Origin of the sequence: Bacillus sp. Leaf49 (assembly GCF_001426125.1) — a bacterium.
Classification (GTDB): Bacteria; Bacillota; Bacilli; order Bacillales; family Bacillaceae; genus Bacillus; species Bacillus altitudinis.
Genome location: NZ_LMRK01000001.1, coordinates 25,887 through 44,296, shown reverse-complemented (window position 1 = coordinate 44,296; position 18,410 = coordinate 25,887). Strand labels below are relative to the sequence as shown.

The window sequence follows — 18,410 nt, the reverse complement described above, 5'->3', positions numbered from 1 at the left end:
TAAGCAGTTCGGAGGTGGGTGATATGTAATGGCTAGACCGCGAAATCCCAAAAGAGATCAGGCGTTCCAATTGTGGAAAGAAAGCAACGGAACCCGTTTGCTGAAAGACATTGCTGAAGAATTAGAGTGTTCACAATCGCTCATCCGCAAATGGAAGAACCAAGACTCTTGGGATGAGAAATTGAATGGTAAAGTTACTAAACCCAAAGAGAAAACCAATGGTAACGTTACTAAACGCCCTGGGGCTCCCAAAGGGAGTAAAAACGCCAAAGGGAATAAAGGTGGTAAAGCGCCACCAGGTAACCAAAATGCAAAAGGGAATACTGGTGGTGCTCCAAAAGGGAACAGAAATTCTGTGCGGACAGGTGAATATGAATCTATCATGTTCGATTATATGGACGACACAGAAAAAGAGCTCTTTGAGCAGATTGAGACCGATCCGCTCTATCAAATTGAATTGACCATACGTGAGCTTAGTATTCGAGAGCGGCGTATGATGCATAGAATCATGAAGTATGAAAATGGTTTAACCGATAATCAGCGACGTGTTCTTCAGCAACTTAGAAAAACAAAAGATGTCGCACCTTCGACAAGTGAGAATGGTGTTGTCAAATACGTTCCAATCATCAATGAACGTCTTGTAGTCACTGAGGTGGAAGAAACTCAATTACCTGTGATTGACCGCATCCTTGAAATAGAGGAAGCATTGACGCGAGTAACAGACAAACGTCTTAAAGCCATTAGGCAGAAACACGAAATTATGAAAACTATGTCAGAGCATGAATTGAGACTCAGAGGTCTTGATCTTGCAAACAGAACGAGAGAGGCAGAGCTGGAGCGGATCACCGCTCGACCTGTCGATGATTCGGTTCAAATTACTATAAAGAGAGCAAAGAAAAAAGGTGATGGCTGATGGTTCAAATGATGGAGAAGGAAGTCAATCCACACTTTGAAGATTTTCTCTTTGATTGGGATCAGAAGTTTCAATTCTTGGTGGGCGGTTATGGATCATCTAAGAGTTATCACATTGCCCTGAAGCTCATTCTGAAGTTACTAGATGAAAAGCGAACCGCTCTTGTGATTCGTGAAGTCTATGACACACACAGGGATTCAACCTTTTCGCTGTTTGAAGAGATCGTGAATGATCTTGGACTTGATCATGTCATTCAATGCCGGACTTCACCGCTCATGCTTAAATTCCATAACGGGAGCCGGATCATTTTCAAAGGTCTTGACAAGCCAACCAAATTGAAGTCGATCAACAACATCTCAATCATTTGGATTGAAGAGTGTTCTGAGGTTAAGTACGAGGGATTCAAGGAGCTGCTTGGTCGTTTGCGTCATCCAACGTTGCAGCTGCACATGATCTTATCAACGAACCCTGTCGGTCAGGATAATTGGACGTACAGACATTTCTTTAAGGATGATCAAAACAACCGATTTATCCTGGATGATGAAAGGTTATATAAAGAGCGAACGATCGCTATCAACGATACGTACTATCATCATTCTACAGCTGAAGACAACTTATTCCTTCCGGTCAGCTATATTAAGCAGCTGGATGAACTGAAAGAATATGATCCCGACCTTTATCGAATTGCGAGAAAAGGTCATTTTGGCATAAATGGAATTCGTGTGCTGCCACAATTCGAGGTGCAGCCGCATGAAGATGTGATGCTGGCCATCTCAAATATAAATCGGCCTTTACTTAGAGCGGGCATGGACTTTGGTTTCGTAGAGTCATATAACGCTTTGATTCGACTGGCTGTCGATCACGAGAAGAAATATCTATACATCTATTGGGAGTATTATCAAAAGGGCACAACCGATGATGAAACTGTACAAGAGCTCATCGAATTTGCCAAAACAAAAGAGCTGATCAAAGCAGATGCAGCTGAACCGAAAACAATCGCATACTTCAGGAAGATGGGATACAACATGGTGGCCGCTCATAAGTTTCAAGGATCACGCTTGCAGTACACCAAGAAGATCAAGCGGTTCAAGAAGATCATCTGTTCAGATGCATGCAAAAACACAATCTATGAGCTTCAGCCGCTTACTTACAAGACTGATAAAAACGGTAACATCATAGAAGACGAGTTTAAGATTGATCCCCATACGTTGTCGGCCATCTGGTATGCGCTTGATGACTATGAGGTAACGGACCTGAAAGAGAAACCAAAAGAGCGGACACGCCCGAACAGAGAAAGGAGGTCACGCTGATGAAAACGGTCAGAGCAACAGTGATGAAGGCCAATGTGTCTGAAACCACTAAGCAGATTTATGATGATGGATTTAATTACGATGCTGATGATGTGATCGAGCCGCCATACAATATCAAAGAGCTCAAACAAATGGCCGAGTATTCTACCATTCTTCAACAATGTATAGATGCATATAAAACAAATATTCTAGGCTTTGGCTTTGGGGTAGAATACGCCTTTGATTTTAATGCGGAAGATGTAAAACCGGTCAAAAAGAAGACAGCCGAGAAGGAATGGACAAGGCTTGAAGAGTTTGCCAGATATATGAACTATGATGAGTCAGCCGAAGTGGTCCTTGGTTATGTGATAGAAGACCGAGAGAAAACAGGTAATGGATTTGTCGAAGTGCTGCGAGAAGGTACAGGGAAACCTGCAGGTATTGAATATCTGGATGCACAATACTTACGAGTTTGTAAGCTGAGTGATCCTGTTGATGTCGAATTCCGATACACAGAAAGCGGACAAGTGAAGTCATTGCAACGGAAGAAAAGATTCAGGAAGTATGTGCAACAGGTCAACACTAAAAAAGTTTTCTTTAAGGAGTACGGCGATCCAAGGACAATGAACGCTGCTACGGGAGAATATAGCGAAAAAACTCCCCCTGAACTTGTAGCAAGCGAAGTCATTCACTTCAAGATTGGTAGCGGTACATATGGTGTTCCCCGTTGGATTGGTAACATCGTCAATATGTACGGAGCGCGAAAAGCTGAAGAGCTGAACTATCTGTACTTTAAACAAGGGCGGCATGTGCCGGCAGCCATCACAGTGGAAAATGGGATGCTTTCTGAATCGTCATATGAACAGCTGCAGGAATACATGAACGGCATCGAAGGATCAGACAATGCACATAAATTCCTGTTGCTCGAAGTGGAAGGGATTCCGAAGAAGGATGAGCTATCGAACGATGAAGAGCCGGCTAATGTGAAGGTGAATATAAAATCACTGGCCGAGATTCTTCAGGAGGATGCGCTGTTCCTTGAATACGACGAGAAGACGAGAAACAAGATACGTTCTTCTTTCCGTCTGCCGCCGATCTACACAGGCGAATCACAGGATTATAACAAGGCGACAGCTGACACCGCTCGAAAGACGACAGAGGAACAGGTATTTCAGCCAGAAAGAATGATCATCACAGGCAAGCTCAATACACTCTTTCTTCCTGATCTTGATCTCTGGCATGTGCGGCTCATTTTGAATGGTCCTGACTTTCGTGATCCGCTCGAAATCGCAAAGGTTCTTACGCCGTTTATTCAAGCAGGAGCGGTTTCGCCAAACGACCTGCGTGATCTGGCTGGGCGTATTCTTGGTAAGACACTTGAAGAATGGCCAGAGGAAGAATATCACCGACCAATTGAGGCTAAGCCAAAGGTATCAACTAGCTTGCTTGATACGGTTCTTCAAAAATCTGCGGGTTCCCAGGAAGATCTGATCCATCTCTTAAAAGATGTTAGGGATGAACTAGAGGAGATCCACAAATGAGCAAGATTGATCAACTGATAAAAAACATCAATACCTTTGTGCAAAAAGCGGAATCGGATGAGGTTGAAGAACTAGAAGCAGCTGTAGCTGATTTCCCTGAACTGAAGGACGTTCCCTCTTTGGTGGAAGAGTATGAGAAAACCACCGCAAAACTTCTCAGATTGCAACGCAGGACGTTTTTGAATGAACTGAATGGTTTTATATCCAAGGACGATTCGGAGACGTTAGAATCAATTCTAGCGTTCTTTCAAAATGACTTGTTTGCAGCTGATGAATTTACGGAGCTGTTTGGAAAAGAAACGGCTGTCTTTCTAACACTCACCGTCACACAGTTGGCTGAGAAGATCATGCATTCCATCGATGCAGATATTCCATTCAAGGTGCTTTCTGAGAAAACTGAACAGTGGATTGAATCATGGTCACAGGAATTGGCGCAGCTGATGCAGCTGAATACTCATACAGCCATAGAGCAAACGCTGAAAGAGGGCATCAAAGAGGGGCGCTCTATACAAGAAATTGAACTGGAGCTGAAGGACCTTCCTGAATTCAGCCGCAAGCGCGCACGTGTGACAGCTGTAACTGAAGTGTTGACCGCTTCTTCCGTAGCACAACATGAATCCTATGTCCAATCCCCGGCGGTAACGGGGAAGAAGTGGAAACACAGCGGCGGGAAAAAGAATCAGTCCAGAGAAAGTCATGTGCAGCTGGATGGCACGATCATTCCTTTGGATGAGGAATTCGAGATACCAGGCAGCGGAGAGCGGTGCATGTTTCCGAGAGATACACAACTCACGCCAAAAGAGCGGGTTAACTGCCATTGTGCGGTTGGTCCTGTGGTTGACCCTGTAATACTAGGATTGTCAGCTGAGGAAAAAGAAGAGATTAGAAGAAGAGTCTTACAAAACATGGAATGAAATAGTATAATATCCTCATTACTTTGGGAATGAGGGGAAATATGAGTTGGCTTGAGTTCTTTTCTTCAATACTTACTTCAGGTTCGTTAGCAACTATTATAGTGGTTTTGATTTTAAAACAACCTATAACAGTAATTCTTAGTAGAGTTGGTAATTTGTTGAGTTTTAAATATAAAGATATTCTTCATCTTGATTTTGCAAAAACTTTAGATGAAATTGAGCAAAATGAAGATGTAAAAGAAGATGAGCAACATGAAAGTGCCCCCAATAAAAATAGTCATAATAATGCTGAAACAAACGGACTGGATGTTGGATATGTAAAACATTATGAGCGTTTGGCAAAAAAGTCTCCTGAGGAAGCTGTTTATACAGCTTGGCTGGAGCTTGAGGCAGAATTAAGGTATGTAGTAGTTAGATTAAGCGAGAATAACTTAAGAGATATACCTGAAATAGTGAGAGATCTTCTGTACAAAGAACATATTTCTCAGAATATGGCTAATAACATTTTGGGCTTATGGAGTCTAAGAAATGATATTGTTAAAAACCCACATGCAGTGTTTCTTGATTATAAGGAAGCTATGAGATACTGTTCATCAGTAATTAAGTTAATTAAACAGCTGCAAAAAATTACTGGCGATTATTATATGAGTGGTGAAAAACTGTCTGATTAAAAGACAGTTTTTTCTTTTGAAAGGGGGTGAACATATGCCAAGGGAATTAATAAATGCAAAGATCACACACGTTTCATACGTGGACAAGGCTGCTAATCAAAAGCAGTTCTTTTTTATGAAGTCAGAAAAACAGCCAGACTTTCAAAAAGAGATCAAAGTCATTGCGAAGGCTGATGATGTGCAACGTCTTGTGTATGGAATTGTATACGAACCAAACGTAGCTGATGCACATGGAGACTTTATGACACCAGAAGAAATTGAGAAAGCGGCTCATGGGTTCCTGAAGGATGCACGTGAGATCGACAAGCAGCATGATTTCCAAGGCGGTGTCGGGGAAGTCGTTGAATCTTATATCGCTCCGTCTGACTTTGAAATGGGCGATGAGATGATCAAGAAAGGATCGTGGGTCCTTGTGACGAAGGCTTCCGATGAAATTTGGGAACAGATTCAAAAGGGTGAGATCACCGGATATTCAATGGCCGGAACAGCAGACATAGGAAAACAAGAGCGTGAGCCAGCTTCTGAAGAGAAGGGGCTTTTTTCTTTGCTCAAAAACTTCTTTTTATCAAAAGGAGAAGTAAAGAACAGATACGACAAAGGCCGCATGCGTCGTGAGTTTTGGGCGGCACAAGAGGCGCTGAATTCCGTTTTGTATAAATGGGATTCTTACGACGATGAAGACTTGGAGACTGATCCTGAAAAGGTGAGGGCAGCACTGCAAGATTTTGTGGAAATCACACAAGAGATTTTGCTTACTGATGACTTGGCTGGTATCCAAACTGATCCACCTAAAGAAGTCGCAAAAGCAGGTAAAAAGTTTTCAGCTGCTAACTTAACTGAATTGAAAAATGCAAGAGCCGCTATCGACAATCTGTTGAGTCAAGCGGAAGAGAAGGAGGAAGAAGAAGTGAACAAAGAAGATCTGCAAAAGATGCTAGATGAAACAATTGCACCAGTCGTAAAACGACTGGAAGACCTTGAAAAAGGCGAAGGCGAGCAGCAACCTGATCCGCAAGAAAAACAAATTGATGAAGAGGTCGCAAAAGAAATGGCCGCAGCTGTAGAAAAGGCATTGGCTCCAGTAGTTGAAAGAGTCGAAGCACTTGAAAAAGCACGTCCGCAAGGTAATGGTGTAGAGGATGCACAACAACAAGACTTACAAAAATCTGAAACTGTATGGGGCGGCTTGCTTTAAGCCAAGAAAAAGGAGGAACTAGAGTGAGAAATCAAGAGGTAATTAACAAAGCGGAAGTGACGCTTGGGACGTTAAAAACAGGCGGTCTAATGAATCCAACCCAATCTAGCACATTTATTCGTATGGTGCAAAATGCACCAACACTGCTACAAGATGCACGTGTCATTCCAATGGATAGCGATGCACAAAAAATCGAGAAAATTGGTTTTGGTCAGCGCATTCTACGTGCTGGTCAGGAAGGTGTAGGTTTAACTAATGAACAAAAGTCTGCGCCAACAACAAGCACTGTGGAGCTGAATGCAAAAGAAGTCATCGCTGAAGTAAATATCACATATGACACACTTGAAAACAACATCGAGGGTGATAATTTACAGAACACCATCATGCAAATGCTCGCTGAGCGTGCAGCCGTTGATATTGAAGAATTGATTTTGAATGGTGATACGAAATCTAGTGATGCATATCTAGCGCAACTTGATGGTATTCGTAAGCAAGCAACATCCCATATCGTAGATGTAGCTGGCGAACCACTTACACGCCAAGTATTCAAACAAGGATACAAAGCTGTTCCGCCAAAATACTTGCGAGTTCCACAAGAATTCCGTTTCTACACTTCCCCAGGACAAGAGGTCGAATGGAAAGACAAAGTAGCAGATCGTCAAACGAATCTAGGGGATGCAGCTGTACAAGGTGGACTTTCCTCCGCATTCGGTGTTCCAGTCAAAGGTATTGCAAACATGCAACCATATGGAATGGGAGAGGACGGCACAGATGTTTCGGACATCTTACTTACTCATCCGAAAAACATTATCCTTGGCTTCTCACGCAATATTCGCATTGAGGTTGAAAAGGATATCCGCAGACGTAAATTTATTATTGTTCTGACAGCGAAGCTAGACAGCAAATTTGAGGAAGAGGATGCTGTTGCTAAGATCATCAAGGTCAAGGAGTGATCAATATGTATACAGCTGAATTGATCAAAGGAAAGACATACTCTGTGATGGGGCATGTCTTTCATTTAAATCAGGAGAAAGAGATTGAGAAAAAGGTTTTTCAATATCTCGATGGCAATGACTTTTTCGCTTGTAAGAAAGTGAAAGCTCCTGCTGATGATTCAAAAACGGATGATGAACCAAAAGAAGATGAAGAGCCTGCGAAAGAGGAAGAAGAACCCCAACAAGAACAAAAAATCTACACTGAATCAGAACTGAAGGGCATGAACAAAACTGAACAAGAAGCCATTGTTATTGATCTTGGCGGCGATCCGACTCAGCTCAAAGATAAGAGTGAGAGAATTGCCTTCATCCTTGAGCGCCAAGAGCAACAAGAAAAAACAGGAGAGTAAGGCCGATGCTGATCTCTCCTGAAGAAGTTAGGGCGTATACCGTATTCGAGAGCGTGAAAAACCGCTCGGATGAACTATTGAAAAGTGACATCATTGAGGCTGAAGCTGAGGTATTTAAGATCGCAGGTCATGATTTCACAAGTGGAAAATATCAGCCGCTTCCTGAAAAAGCAAAGATCGCATTGATTAAAATGGCACAGTTTTTCGCATTGATCAACGGCGATGAATCAATTATCAAAGGGTACAAGTCTGAAAAAATTGGTGACTATTCATACACCTTGGCAGATGGTAACGCTGTTTCAAAGCCAGATGTGTATAACCTGTTGATAGATTTCTTTGAGCCGGGGGAACCGCCAGAAGATCCAGGCAACGTCAAATTGAGGTTGAGATCATTATGAGCTATCAATCATTATTAACGGATCGATGCGATATTTTCCACTTAAAGAATGAGCAGCTGTCAAAAGATCGTTTTGGTGTGCCGGTTCAGGATGCGCAGCCAATCTTTTCATATCCTGATGAGCCTGATCAAGTTGCGCAGCCATGTTATTTTTCGGAGAAAAACCAATCCATCACACAGCAGGAGCCAAACGCAACCATTCATCAATCGTACCTTGTTCATTTTCCTATTACTGCTGATGTCCGCCTGAACGATAAAGTGGTATGGGAAGGTATTACTTTGAAACTCCAAAAGCCCAGACGGATCAAAAATCACCACATTGAGGTGGTAGCGATGAGGAGTGAAAGCCTATGAGGATAGATGGTCTTGATCAATTCATTGAGGACTTGAATGCCGCTGTTAATGGCGGCTTGCAAGCTGAATATGAAGAATGGTTGGAAGCGATGGGTTATGAGTTCCTAGACATCGTTCAAGATGAAGTTATCCGTACAAAAACGGTGGATGCTCGTCGTTTGCTCAACTCATTCCAAAAAGGCGACCAAGAAAACGTCTTTTCGATGAGCAGTGGCGGTCTGACGTTGGATGTAGGGACAAACCTAGAATACGCGTCGTACACAAATGATGGTCATTTTACCATTGATCCCTCCAAGAATCAGGATAGACGATGGGTTCCTGGTAGATGGGTTGGTGCTCGTTTTGAATATGACCCAAATGCTGAAACAGGGATGCTCCTGAAATTTCAATGGGTTGAGGGGAGCGGCTATTGGGATAATGCACTTTCAATTTTTGAACAGATGTTTGAACAATCATTAGACCGCAAACTGCAGCAATGGATCGATGAACAATTTGGCGGTGATTAAATGAATCAAGAAGTCGGCGCCATCATGAATTATTGTTACAAGCAGTTTCCGGTGAAAGTATATGAAAAAGAGATTCCTGAACAGTTTCAGGTCCCATCGATGTACTTTCCTGCAGCATGGACAAATACAAAAAACGATACTGTTTCAACGTTTCTTAAAACCTACACGCTGCATATTAAAGTGTTTCACAAAGATTCTGGACAGGCTCATGATGCAGCTGAATCGATTGTAGATGCCTTGTCAGCTGATCGGAATATTATTCCGATGGTCAGTGAAGAAGGTGAACCGCTCGATCAATATGTTCGCATTAAGAGGGCAGAAACTAGGAATGGTGATCAAGGCGTGGCAACGATTGTCCTCACATGGGATAGCGCCTATTGGTACAACCGAGAAGAGCAACCGAGCCTAGACGACATAAATTTTTCAGATGGGGTGATAAAAAGTGGCCAAGAATAAAAATGAATCACAGGTGAAAGAAGAGAAAGTCGCTCCAGTTCTTCCTAAAGAAGCAGCATTTTCATTTGAAGCCTTGAAAGAGCACAGCAAGGAATTGTTTGGCGTAAAGCCAGAAATTCTTGAAGGTGCTCTTTTTTATATCAAAGATCAACCAATTACAAAAACAGAAGCAAAGAAGCAGATTGATGCTTTTTTGTCTAAGGAGGTTTAAGCATGAATGGAGGTACTTTTACACCAGGTACAGAAAAGAAGCGCCCTGGTATCTACTTCAATTTCAAAACCACAGCACAGCAACGTATCACTTTAGGTGATCGCGGAACCGTTGCACTTCCAATCACAATGAGCTGGGGAGAGCCTAAGTCGTTCATCTCTATCTCAGGCATCGAGGACTTAAATAAAAAAGTCGGATTAAATATCGATGACAAGTCACTGCTTCTTTTCCGAGAAGCGAAGAAAAAAGCACAAACGGTCTTGCTTTACCGTCTGAATGAAGGTGAGCCAGCAAAGGCTCAGATCAGAGAGAATTTCAACGTTCTTGCTAATTATGGTGGACAGAAAGGGAATGAGGTCACGATCCAAGTCACTGAAAACGTATTGGATAGCTCCAAGCGTGATGTGGTGACTTACGTTGGTACAGACATTGTTGATAAGCAGGTTGTCACTGATGTCAAAGAGCTGAAGCAAAACAAATATGTTTCATTCTCCGGTGAAGGTGAAGTGACGATCACCGCTGGTGTAACACTAAGCGGCGGGAAAAATGGTGTGCCAAGCGTGGCAGATTATACAGCTTTCTTAGAAGCAGCTGAAACAGAATACTTTGACGTGATCGCGCTGCCTAATAACACTAGCGAGCAACTAAAAGCAACATTTGTGGCCTTCGTCAAACGTTTGCGTGATGATCAAGGGCGTAAGGTGCAAGGTGTTTTACCGAACTATGCAGCGGATCATGAAGGAATTATCAATGTCACAAGTGGTGTGCTGCTAGAAGATGGCACAGAGATCACGCCAGCCAAAGCAACTGCATGGGTTGCCGGTGCGTCTGCAGGAGCAAACTTCAATCAGTCGTTAACCTTTGTTGAATATGAAGGGGCTGTTGATACGTTAGAACGTCTTGATAATGATCAAGTGGAATACCGCTTGTCGCAAGGCGAATTCTTGTTCACGTTTGATGCTCGTGATCGCACAGTAAGCGTTGAGAAGGACATCAACTCTCTGACAAGCTATACAACGGAGAAAAACAAGACATTCGGGAAAAACAAAATCATTCGTGTGCTCGATGCGATCAACAACGATCTCACTCGCGAATTGAAGAATCTGATTAAATTACGTAAAGCCAACGGAAATGACATTCCGGCATCTGATGATGGGCTGCAGCTGGTGAAAACACTCATCACGCAATATCTCACGCAGCTCCAAGATGGATCTGGAATCACTGGCTTTGACTCTGAGACTGACATCATGATCGCTTTAAATGAAGATCGTGACGGTTTCTTGATTGATCTAGCTGTTCAACCAGTTGATGCAGCTGAAAAATTCTATTTCAATGTAGAGGTGAGATAAGATGGCTTTTAAAGCGCAGAATACCATTTCAGGTAAGGAAGGACGCTTATTCCTCGATGGTGAGGAAATGGCGTTCATTAAAACGTTTGAGGCGAACGTGGAGAAGAATAAATCAGAGGTCAATGTCATGGGCCGCCGAATGACTGGTCATAAAACAACGGGGGCAAATGGAACAGGAACGGCGACATTCTATAAAGTCACATCACGTTTCGTTCAGCTCATGCTCAACTATGTGAAGAAAGGGGAAGACCCATACTTCACTATTCAAGCTGTACTGGATGACAAATCATCCGGCCGCGGCACAGAGCGTGTCACATTATTTGATGTGAACTTCGATTCTGCAAAGATCGCGGGGCTTGATGTGGATTCAGAAGCACTGGAAGAAGAGGTTCCTTTCACGTTTGAGGACTTTGATCTTCCTGAGAAGCTGAAGGATTCCTTTTAAAATTTAATCACTATAGAAAATGTAACAAAAGAACTGACTAGTGAATGTTTTTAAATAAAGTATTTTCACTTTTTTTGTACAAATATGATATACTTTTGATAAATGGGATACATGGGATAAAAGGGATAATAGTGAACCCTCCCTTTTCATTTTGAGAAAAAATTTGTTTACATGCAAAGCAATTTGCATAAAATAAAAAGAAGCCAGGATGCGTCAACATCCCGGCAATGTACAATGAGGCCCTTCAAGGGGCTGGCTTAAATCAGGTGAAGCAACAAGGATAGGCAATCCCTACGAACTTACCAGGCTCAAGGGAGGCCTATTTTTTGTTTATATACGTCAACAGGGCAAGGATAAACATCCCAAATAAAAGCATGAGCGAAATCGCTTGAAACGTTGACATAAGCATCACCCCCTTTCTTACGGGGATGAGCCAGACCACCCTTGAGTAAGCCGTTCAATTGTACGATTTATATTATACATGAAAAGATTGGAAAGCACATTCAAAAAATGGATGTGCTTTTTTGTATTCAAAAAAACAAATCAAAGGGAGTTTTTAAACATGAGCGAAAAACAAACAAACAACACATATGATCTTTCATTCTTTATGCCAGGACAAACAACAGAAGCGGAAGAGGTCAAATCAATCATTTCAAAGCGTTTCGTTGATAAAGAAGGTAAAGTGATTCCATTCGTATTCAAAGCGATCACAACAGAGCGCATCGATGAACTGGAGAAAGAAAACACGACTTTCAAAAATGTTAAAGGTCGTGGACGTGTAAAAGACTTGGATTCTCAACGCTTCTATGCACGTATTGCGGTTGAATCAACTATTTACCCTGATTTCAAATCAAAAGAACTGCGCGAAGCATACAGCACACAAGATCCAGTCGAAGTGGCAAAGCGTGTCCTGTCTGTCGGCGGTGAATATGCGAACTGGTTAAACAAAGCCATTGAGGTCAACGGGTTTGAAGATGAAATTGAAGACTTAGAAACTGAAGCAAAAAACTAATAAAAGACGGGAACAAAGAGGCTGTGTATCTCTATTACTGCATGCATGAGCTTCATTACTCCCCGTCTGAACTCTTAGAGGTCTATGAAGCGCCAAGGCAATTCAAGGCCTTTTTGTTTGGGTTGATAGCCCACAAACTTGAAGTGTTAGAAAAAGAATCGAAGAAAGGGGGATAAGACATGGCTCGTTTGACAGCTCGGTTTGATTTACAAGACCGCATCACGCGTAAATTGCGTTTGATCAGAGGGGACCTAGAACGACTTGATAGATTGCGCCGCAGATCAGAGCGGCCAATCACTTTAAGAATCAGGGACAATGCCACAATTGCATTAAGACGTGTGCAGCGGTTTGTATTGCGCGATCTTGCGCGAACTTATCAGCTGACGCTTGATGTAAATGATCTGGCCACAAAAGCACTACGAAAGTTCAATGGCTTCTTACAACGCAAGATGCCGCGTACTCATAGTGTGCTGATGCGCATTAAAGATCAGGCAACACCAGGACTTGTTCGGTTGCGTCGTTACATCGATCGGAAATTTGGTAAAGTAGAACGGTTTGCCATAACGGTTCATGATCGTGCAACCGCAGGGATCAGACGTATTGCTTCATATGCAGCGCGTCAGCTTGGCCGGGGCTACAGCTATACCATTAGAGCCGTTGATATGGTTCGACGAACAGTCAGTCGTATAGCGTCTTATACACGGAACACGTTAGGGACTGAATACAGGGTGGCGATCAATGCGATCGACCGTTTCACCGCTCCAGTACGTGGAGCTGTCTCATTTGCAAATACCCATTTGGGACGGACTTACACAACCACAATCAAGGTCCTTGATCTTATCACAAAGCCATTGAGAGGGATCGTGTCAGCTGTCACCAGCACACTTGGTTTGCTTGGAGTGGGTGCCGGTGCAACAGGTGGTATTGTCGTGCCGCTCAAAATGGTAGCGGATCGACAGAACATGACCACGGCTTTTGAAACACTGCTCGGCAGCAGAGGAAAAGCAGATGCACGTCTGGACGAGCTGACAGCCTTTGCCGGGCAAACGCCATTTACTCGTGATGAGATTTTCGAGTCAAGTCGTGTCCTTCAAGTATTCACAGGGAACGCTCTATCGACTACAGAAGGCATGAAGCTAGTCGGGGACGTTGCTGCAGGTGTTCAACGGCCATTTTCCGAAGTTGCGTTATGGATGGGGCGTTTATATGACGGCATTAAATCGGGGCGTCCTATCGGTGACGCAACGGCAGCTTTGCAAGAAATGGGGGCGATCTCTGGTGATGCCAGGGGTAAGCTCGAAAAACTTGCCAAGAGCGGAAAAGACATCTCCAAAACGTGGCCAGAAGTCACGAAGGAATTTGGCAAATACAACGACATGATGATCAAAATGTCGGACAACCTAGCCAACTTGTTCTTGGGTGTTAAATCATTCATCAACAACTCTATTTTGATGCCGTGGGGTAAGGGACTAGCAGCTGCGTTTCAGCCCGCTCTCGAAGCATTTAGAACGTGGCGTGGGGAATATTCCTTTGTGCTGACTGATCTATCAAACAAAGCTGAAAAGGCTGGTAAAGCCTTTGCGAAGAGCTTTTTAAATCCCACCAAAAGCGTATTCGGATTTATTGGTGATCAGTTCAAAATTTTGTTCCCAGGAGAAAAACTCTCCAAGAAGCAGACACAAGAACTGAAGGTCAAATTTAAAGACAATCCTAAGTTGAAGAAGCACTTTGAACAGCTAGAAAAATACAGAAAAATGGACTTTGAAACTCGGTGGAAGCTTGTCCTTGATAATACGAAAGACGTATTTGGCCAATGGTGGGAGAAGACGGGGAAACCTGGTCTTTTCAAAATGGCCGAGAATGTCGGGAAGACTTACGGTGGCATCATAAACGGTGTGATCAATGGTCTACTTGGTATTGATGACAAATCATCCGAGGACAGTTTCACTGATGCAGGAGCAAAGGCAGGAAAGATATTCATTGAATCGTTTCTTGAAGCTCTTGATCCTGTGCAATTAGGTATTCGGATCGCCAAGAAAATTGGCGAGATCAACTGGAATGCCCTAACAGGAGAAGGATCAATTGCTGGTGCTTTGATTGCTAATGCATTTGCACTCGCATTCCTCGGAAAAGTGGCCACGTTATTAAAGCCGCTCAAATCCATTCTTTCTGGCGCTTTTGCTGCCTACAAATGGGGAAAAGGTTTAAGAGGAGGAATGGGAGCAGGAACAAGCGGTGGTGTAATCGGAGGAGCTGGAGGAGCAGGGCGACCGCCAAGGAACCCAAGACCTCCTGAATATCGCCAGCCTTGGATCAATAGAGGTGAGCCGGTACGTCCAACAACTCCAAACCAAGGGCGTGGCGGTGGATTCTTAGGGAATATTGGTAAAGGCGCAAAGAGCATCGGAAAACGTATTCCTATTCTCGGTACACTGATTGCGGCCACAGAACTGATCGGCATCAACAATGATAATAAAGGTGAAAAGATCGGTGGATTCACAGGAAATCTAGGAGGCGGTATCGGTGGAGCTGCAATCGGAACAATGATCGCACCTGGTATCGGAACCGTTATCGGTGGAATCTTAGGGAGCATCTTTGGCGGTGATCTTGGCAAATGGATTGGAAAGATGTTCGACAATGGAACCATCAAGAAGAAATGGGACGAGATCGTCAAATGGTCAGAGGATGCAATCAAGTGGATTAAAGATACATGGAAAGATATTTCTACTTGGTTCAATGACAACGTTGCTGAACCAATTGGTGGTTTTTTTGAAAAAGCATGGACAAAAATTAAAACCACTTGGGAGAAAGTCTCTAACTGGTTCATGGAAAAAGTATTCATACCTATCTATAACTTTGTTGTACCAATCATCAACTTTGTGGTTGGTGTTTTCACCGTTGCTTGGAACATTATTAAAACCATATGGGGTGTTGCATCAACTTGGTTCATGGAAAAGGTATGGAAACCATATGGTCAATATGCAGTAGAAGCCATTGGATGGGTATGGAATAAACTTGTTGATACATGGAATTGGATCAAAGAGACATGGGGAGTATTGTCTGAGTGGTTTAATGAATATGTGTGGACACCATTTAAGACATATGGCATTCCAGCTATCATGTTTATCTGGAATCTATTCAAAGGTACATGGAACTGGATTAAAACAACATGGGTGATACTTGCAGCTTGGTTTGATGAGTATGTGTGGCAGCCGTTTAAAACTTACGCTTTGCCAGCCATTATCTTTATATGGATTTTGTTTAAAAATACGTGGAATTGGATTAAAACCACTTGGATTATACTTGCCAAATGGTTTGATGAGTACGTTTGGCAGCCATATAAGAAATATGCAGAGCCGGCAATCTCCTTCGTTTGGGAGAAATTCCAAGATGCCTGGAGAATTATCAAGGGTATTTGGAAAACAGTGAGTGGATGGTTTGAAGAGAAAGTATTTAAACCGTTGAAGGGTCATGCTGAAAAACTCACAGAAATATGGAATGGGTTTTTCGGTTTAGTTGGTAAAGTGGTTGGTAAAGCAAAAGAGATTACTGGAAAAGGATTTAAATTCTTTGAAGGAATAGGTGAAGAAAAAACAGGTATGAAAAAAGTCCCTACTAAGGGGAAAAAGCCAGATCAGAGAGCCACCGGTGGTTATATCACAAAGCCAACACTTTCATGGATCGGCGAGGCTGGGAAAGAGTTTGTCATCCCGACTGAAAACAACCGAGGACGAGGGAAGATGTTGCTTGCTCAGGCTGCTTCACATCTTGGAATGTCCGTAGTGCCGAGCGGTGCTTCACCAACATCTCCAGCAAGCTCATCTTCTCCAATGAGACCGGCAGCTGCTTCATCAGTTTCCACTTCTGCAAGTGGCTCAGTATCAATTGGAGACGCGGGCAACGCATCAAAATACGGGGAACAGTTTAGCACTGATTTTGAAAAAGGGTTAAACAGCAAAGGCGTTTCGCTTGAACAGTGGAAACAAGCCAATATCAAGCAACCATTTACTCAAATTCAGACATCGACTCCGCAGTATGGAGCGCAAACTGTCACCGGCTTTGCTGCAGGTCAAAACATGACACCAACTGGCACAGGTCAATTCTTAGATCAAAATGTAAGACAACCTTTCTTATCCGCTCGCCAAGAGTCACCTACCTGGGGAGCAGGAATGATTGACGCATTTAATAGCGGTATGAGGTCAAAAGGAAGTGAAGTGACACAAGCGGCTAAGGACATGGCCAAGAAGGTAGAACAGGCGTTTAGGGAAGAGCTAGACATTCATTCTCCTTCACGTGTCATGATGAGTCTTGGAAAATTCGCATCGATCGGAGTCGTCAAAGGTCTTGATTCAGTTGACGTGAAGAAATTCGCAGAGAATCAAGCTGGTTCCTTAATCGCTGCATTTAGTGGTATGGGTGCATCTAATCTGAGTGTTCAACAATGGCTCATGGCTGCTCTAATGGCAACCGGCACATCTATGAGCTGGCTACCTGGTTTGATGACGATTGCGCAGAATGAGTCACGTGGAAACCCGAAAGCGATCAACCTATGGGATTCTAATGCGAAGAGAGGAACGCCGTCTAAAGGATTGATGCAGACCATTGATCCGACCTTTAACTCTAATAAAGTCAACGGCATGAACGACATCTGGAACCCAATCCATAATGCTGCAGCTGCTATCAACTACATCAAAGGCAGATATGGAAGTGTCTATAATACGCCTGGATTAAGAAGTATCAGAAATGGCGGACCATATAAGGGTTATGCAAACGGTGGTCTAATCACGCAAGAGCAAATCGCCAGAGTCGGTGAAGGAAACAAGCGTGAATGGATTATTCCTGAAGAGCGTGGCATACGTGGTCGCTACTTGTTGGCTCAAGCTGCACAGGCTTTAGGAATGGACGTATACGATCCGGCCACTGCTGCATCATCTGAGCTTTCACAAGGGCAGGTGCAAACAGTAACAGCTGGCACAGCAAATGCACCGTCTGCTTCCAGCGGATCAAAACAGGTCATCATTAACTTTAATGGTGATCAGCACTTCCATAACGGCCAAGATGAAGATTCACTTGTTGAAAAGATCAAACGATCAATAGCTGAAGAACTAGAAGTCGAGATCAACACAGGAACGAAGGGAGTCGTGATCGATGGCTAAATCAAAATATCAATTATGGATTTCGCAAGGGAAGGACAAACTGCGATTCCCTGTTCTTCCTGAGAAATTAGAACTCAATAACAACGTACAAATTGAATCTATCAAAGTATCAAAATTTGGCGAGCTCACATTCTTGGATGTACCAGGAGCTCGTCAAATTTCATTTACAGCCTTTTTTCCGAAGAAGTATACACCGATCGCTGAATATAAAAGCATTCCATCACCAGAGAATGCAATAGCCAAAATTGAACGAATGATGCGTTCAAAGAAGCCTGTACGCTTTATTGTCACAGGGACCAAAATCAATATGCAATGCAGCATAGAGAGTTTTAACCATAGCGAAGGTACTTATGATGTGGGCGATCGTGAATTTACGCTGCAGCTGAAGGAATACAAAACCGCATCACCTAGAAAAATCAAACGAAAAGCCAAAAAGAGCAGCAAAAAACGCAGCTCAAAAGGCGCACCAAAGGTGTACACCGTTAAAAAGGGTGATACATTGTGGGATATTTCTGGTCGCTTCTATGGTGACAGCACAAAATGGCGGCGCATTTGGAATGCGAATAAAGCCGCGATGATCAAACGAAGTAGACGCAATATTAGACAACCAGGGCATTGGATTTTCCCTGGTCAAAAATTAAAAATACCACAATAGG

The 18,410-nt window shown here is 43.2% G+C and carries 20 protein-coding genes; 19 read left to right on the top strand and 1 reads right to left on the bottom strand.

The genetic code is table 11. The features are described from left to right. Positions 1–28: 28 nt before the first annotated feature. Genes terS through ASG46_RS00165 form a run of 15 tightly spaced genes read left to right on the top strand, consistent with a single transcriptional unit; the run spans position 29 to position 11,586 of the window. Positions 29–913, top strand: a complete 885-nt coding sequence (gene terS / locus ASG46_RS00235; RefSeq protein ID WP_056702456.1) for a phage terminase small subunit — start codon at positions 29–31, stop codon at positions 911–913. An 11-nt stretch (positions 914–924) separates the two neighbouring features. Then, positions 925–2,223, top strand: a complete 1,299-nt coding sequence (locus ASG46_RS00230) for a PBSX family phage terminase large subunit (RefSeq protein WP_162242775.1) — start codon at positions 925–927, stop codon at positions 2,221–2,223. Further along, positions 2,223–3,743, top strand: coding sequence for a phage portal protein (locus ASG46_RS00225; RefSeq protein ID WP_056702451.1), 1,521 nt, complete (start codon positions 2,223–2,225; stop codon positions 3,741–3,743). The genes ASG46_RS00230 and ASG46_RS00225 overlap by 1 nt, the downstream gene beginning before the upstream one ends. Beyond that, positions 3,740–4,657: a phage minor head protein gene (locus tag ASG46_RS00220; protein ID WP_056702448.1), complete on the top strand. Its 918-nt coding sequence runs from the start codon at positions 3,740–3,742 to the stop codon at positions 4,655–4,657. The genes ASG46_RS00225 and ASG46_RS00220 overlap by 4 nt, the downstream gene beginning before the upstream one ends. Positions 4,658–4,698: 41 nt before the next feature. Further along, positions 4,699–5,328, top strand: a complete 630-nt coding sequence (locus ASG46_RS00215) for a hypothetical protein (RefSeq protein WP_034623542.1) — start codon at positions 4,699–4,701, stop codon at positions 5,326–5,328. Between the two features lie 34 nt (positions 5,329–5,362). Then, entirely contained in the window at positions 5,363–6,523 is a 1,161-nt protein-coding gene (locus tag ASG46_RS00210) for an XkdF-like putative serine protease domain-containing protein (RefSeq protein ID WP_056702445.1), read from the top strand. Positions 6,524–6,546: 23 nt separating this feature from the next. After that, a complete protein-coding gene (locus ASG46_RS00205) occupies positions 6,547–7,476 on the top strand; it encodes a phage major capsid protein (RefSeq protein WP_056702442.1) in 930 nt (309 codons plus the stop codon). A 5-nt stretch (positions 7,477–7,481) separates the two neighbouring features. Further along, positions 7,482–7,868 (top strand): YqbF domain-containing protein, encoded by a 387-nt coding sequence (locus ASG46_RS00200; protein ID WP_056702440.1) that lies wholly within the window; start codon positions 7,482–7,484, stop codon positions 7,866–7,868. Positions 7,869–7,873: 5 nt separating this feature from the next. Beyond that, positions 7,874–8,266 (top strand): protein YqbG, encoded by a 393-nt coding sequence (gene yqbG / locus ASG46_RS00195; protein ID WP_056702438.1) that lies wholly within the window; start codon positions 7,874–7,876, stop codon positions 8,264–8,266. Then, on the top strand, positions 8,263–8,619 hold the full coding sequence (locus ASG46_RS00190; RefSeq protein ID WP_056702436.1) for a DUF3599 family protein: 357 nt from the start codon (positions 8,263–8,265) through the stop codon (positions 8,617–8,619). The genes yqbG and ASG46_RS00190 overlap by 4 nt, the downstream gene beginning before the upstream one ends. Next, positions 8,616–9,125 carry an HK97 gp10 family phage protein gene (locus tag ASG46_RS00185; protein WP_056702429.1) on the top strand — a complete coding sequence of 170 codons (510 nt, stop codon included), beginning with the start codon at positions 8,616–8,618 and terminating at the stop codon, positions 9,123–9,125. Before ASG46_RS00190 ends, ASG46_RS00185 begins: the two co-directional genes overlap by 4 nt. After that, positions 9,126–9,581 (top strand): phage tail terminator family protein, encoded by a 456-nt coding sequence (locus ASG46_RS00180; protein ID WP_056702428.1) that lies wholly within the window; start codon positions 9,126–9,128, stop codon positions 9,579–9,581. It begins immediately after the preceding gene. A 13-nt stretch (positions 9,582–9,594) separates the two neighbouring features. Then, a complete protein-coding gene (locus ASG46_RS00175; protein WP_056702955.1) occupies positions 9,595–9,792 on the top strand; it encodes a hypothetical protein in 198 nt (65 codons plus the stop codon). Positions 9,793–9,794: 2 nt separating this feature from the next. Then, positions 9,795–11,141, top strand: coding sequence for a phage tail sheath family protein (locus ASG46_RS00170; RefSeq protein ID WP_056702427.1), 1,347 nt, complete (start codon positions 9,795–9,797; stop codon positions 11,139–11,141). A gap of 1 nt (position 11,142) precedes the next feature. Next, positions 11,143–11,586: a phage tail tube protein gene (locus ASG46_RS00165; RefSeq protein ID WP_056702426.1), complete on the top strand. Its 444-nt coding sequence runs from the start codon at positions 11,143–11,145 to the stop codon at positions 11,584–11,586. A gap of 319 nt (positions 11,587–11,905) precedes the next feature. On the opposite strand, the gene ASG46_RS21215 is transcribed toward ASG46_RS00165, so the two are convergent. Continuing rightward, a complete protein-coding gene (locus tag ASG46_RS21215) occupies positions 11,906–11,962 on the bottom strand; it encodes a putative holin-like toxin (RefSeq protein WP_229200408.1) in 57 nt (18 codons plus the stop codon). 186 nt (positions 11,963–12,148) lie between these two features. Here ASG46_RS21215 and ASG46_RS00160 point away from each other — a divergent pair, with 186 nt between their 5' ends. Genes ASG46_RS00160 through ASG46_RS00150 form a run of 4 tightly spaced genes read left to right on the top strand, consistent with a single transcriptional unit; the run spans position 12,149 to position 18,409 of the window. After that, positions 12,149–12,598, top strand: coding sequence for a phage tail assembly chaperone (locus ASG46_RS00160; RefSeq protein ID WP_056702424.1), 450 nt, complete (start codon positions 12,149–12,151; stop codon positions 12,596–12,598). 23 nt (positions 12,599–12,621) lie between these two features. Then, the gene (locus ASG46_RS21210; protein WP_226650603.1) at positions 12,622–12,774 is read left to right on the top strand and encodes a hypothetical protein; all 153 of its coding nucleotides are present in this window, start codon (positions 12,622–12,624) and stop codon (positions 12,772–12,774) included. A 3-nt stretch (positions 12,775–12,777) separates the two neighbouring features. Beyond that, entirely contained in the window at positions 12,778–17,754 is a 4,977-nt protein-coding gene (locus ASG46_RS00155) for a transglycosylase SLT domain-containing protein (RefSeq protein WP_056702422.1), read from the top strand. Beyond that, positions 17,747–18,409 carry a LysM peptidoglycan-binding domain-containing protein gene (locus tag ASG46_RS00150; RefSeq protein ID WP_056702419.1) on the top strand — a complete coding sequence of 221 codons (663 nt, stop codon included), beginning with the start codon at positions 17,747–17,749 and terminating at the stop codon, positions 18,407–18,409. Before ASG46_RS00155 ends, ASG46_RS00150 begins: the two co-directional genes overlap by 8 nt. Position 18,410 lies beyond the last annotated feature (1 nt).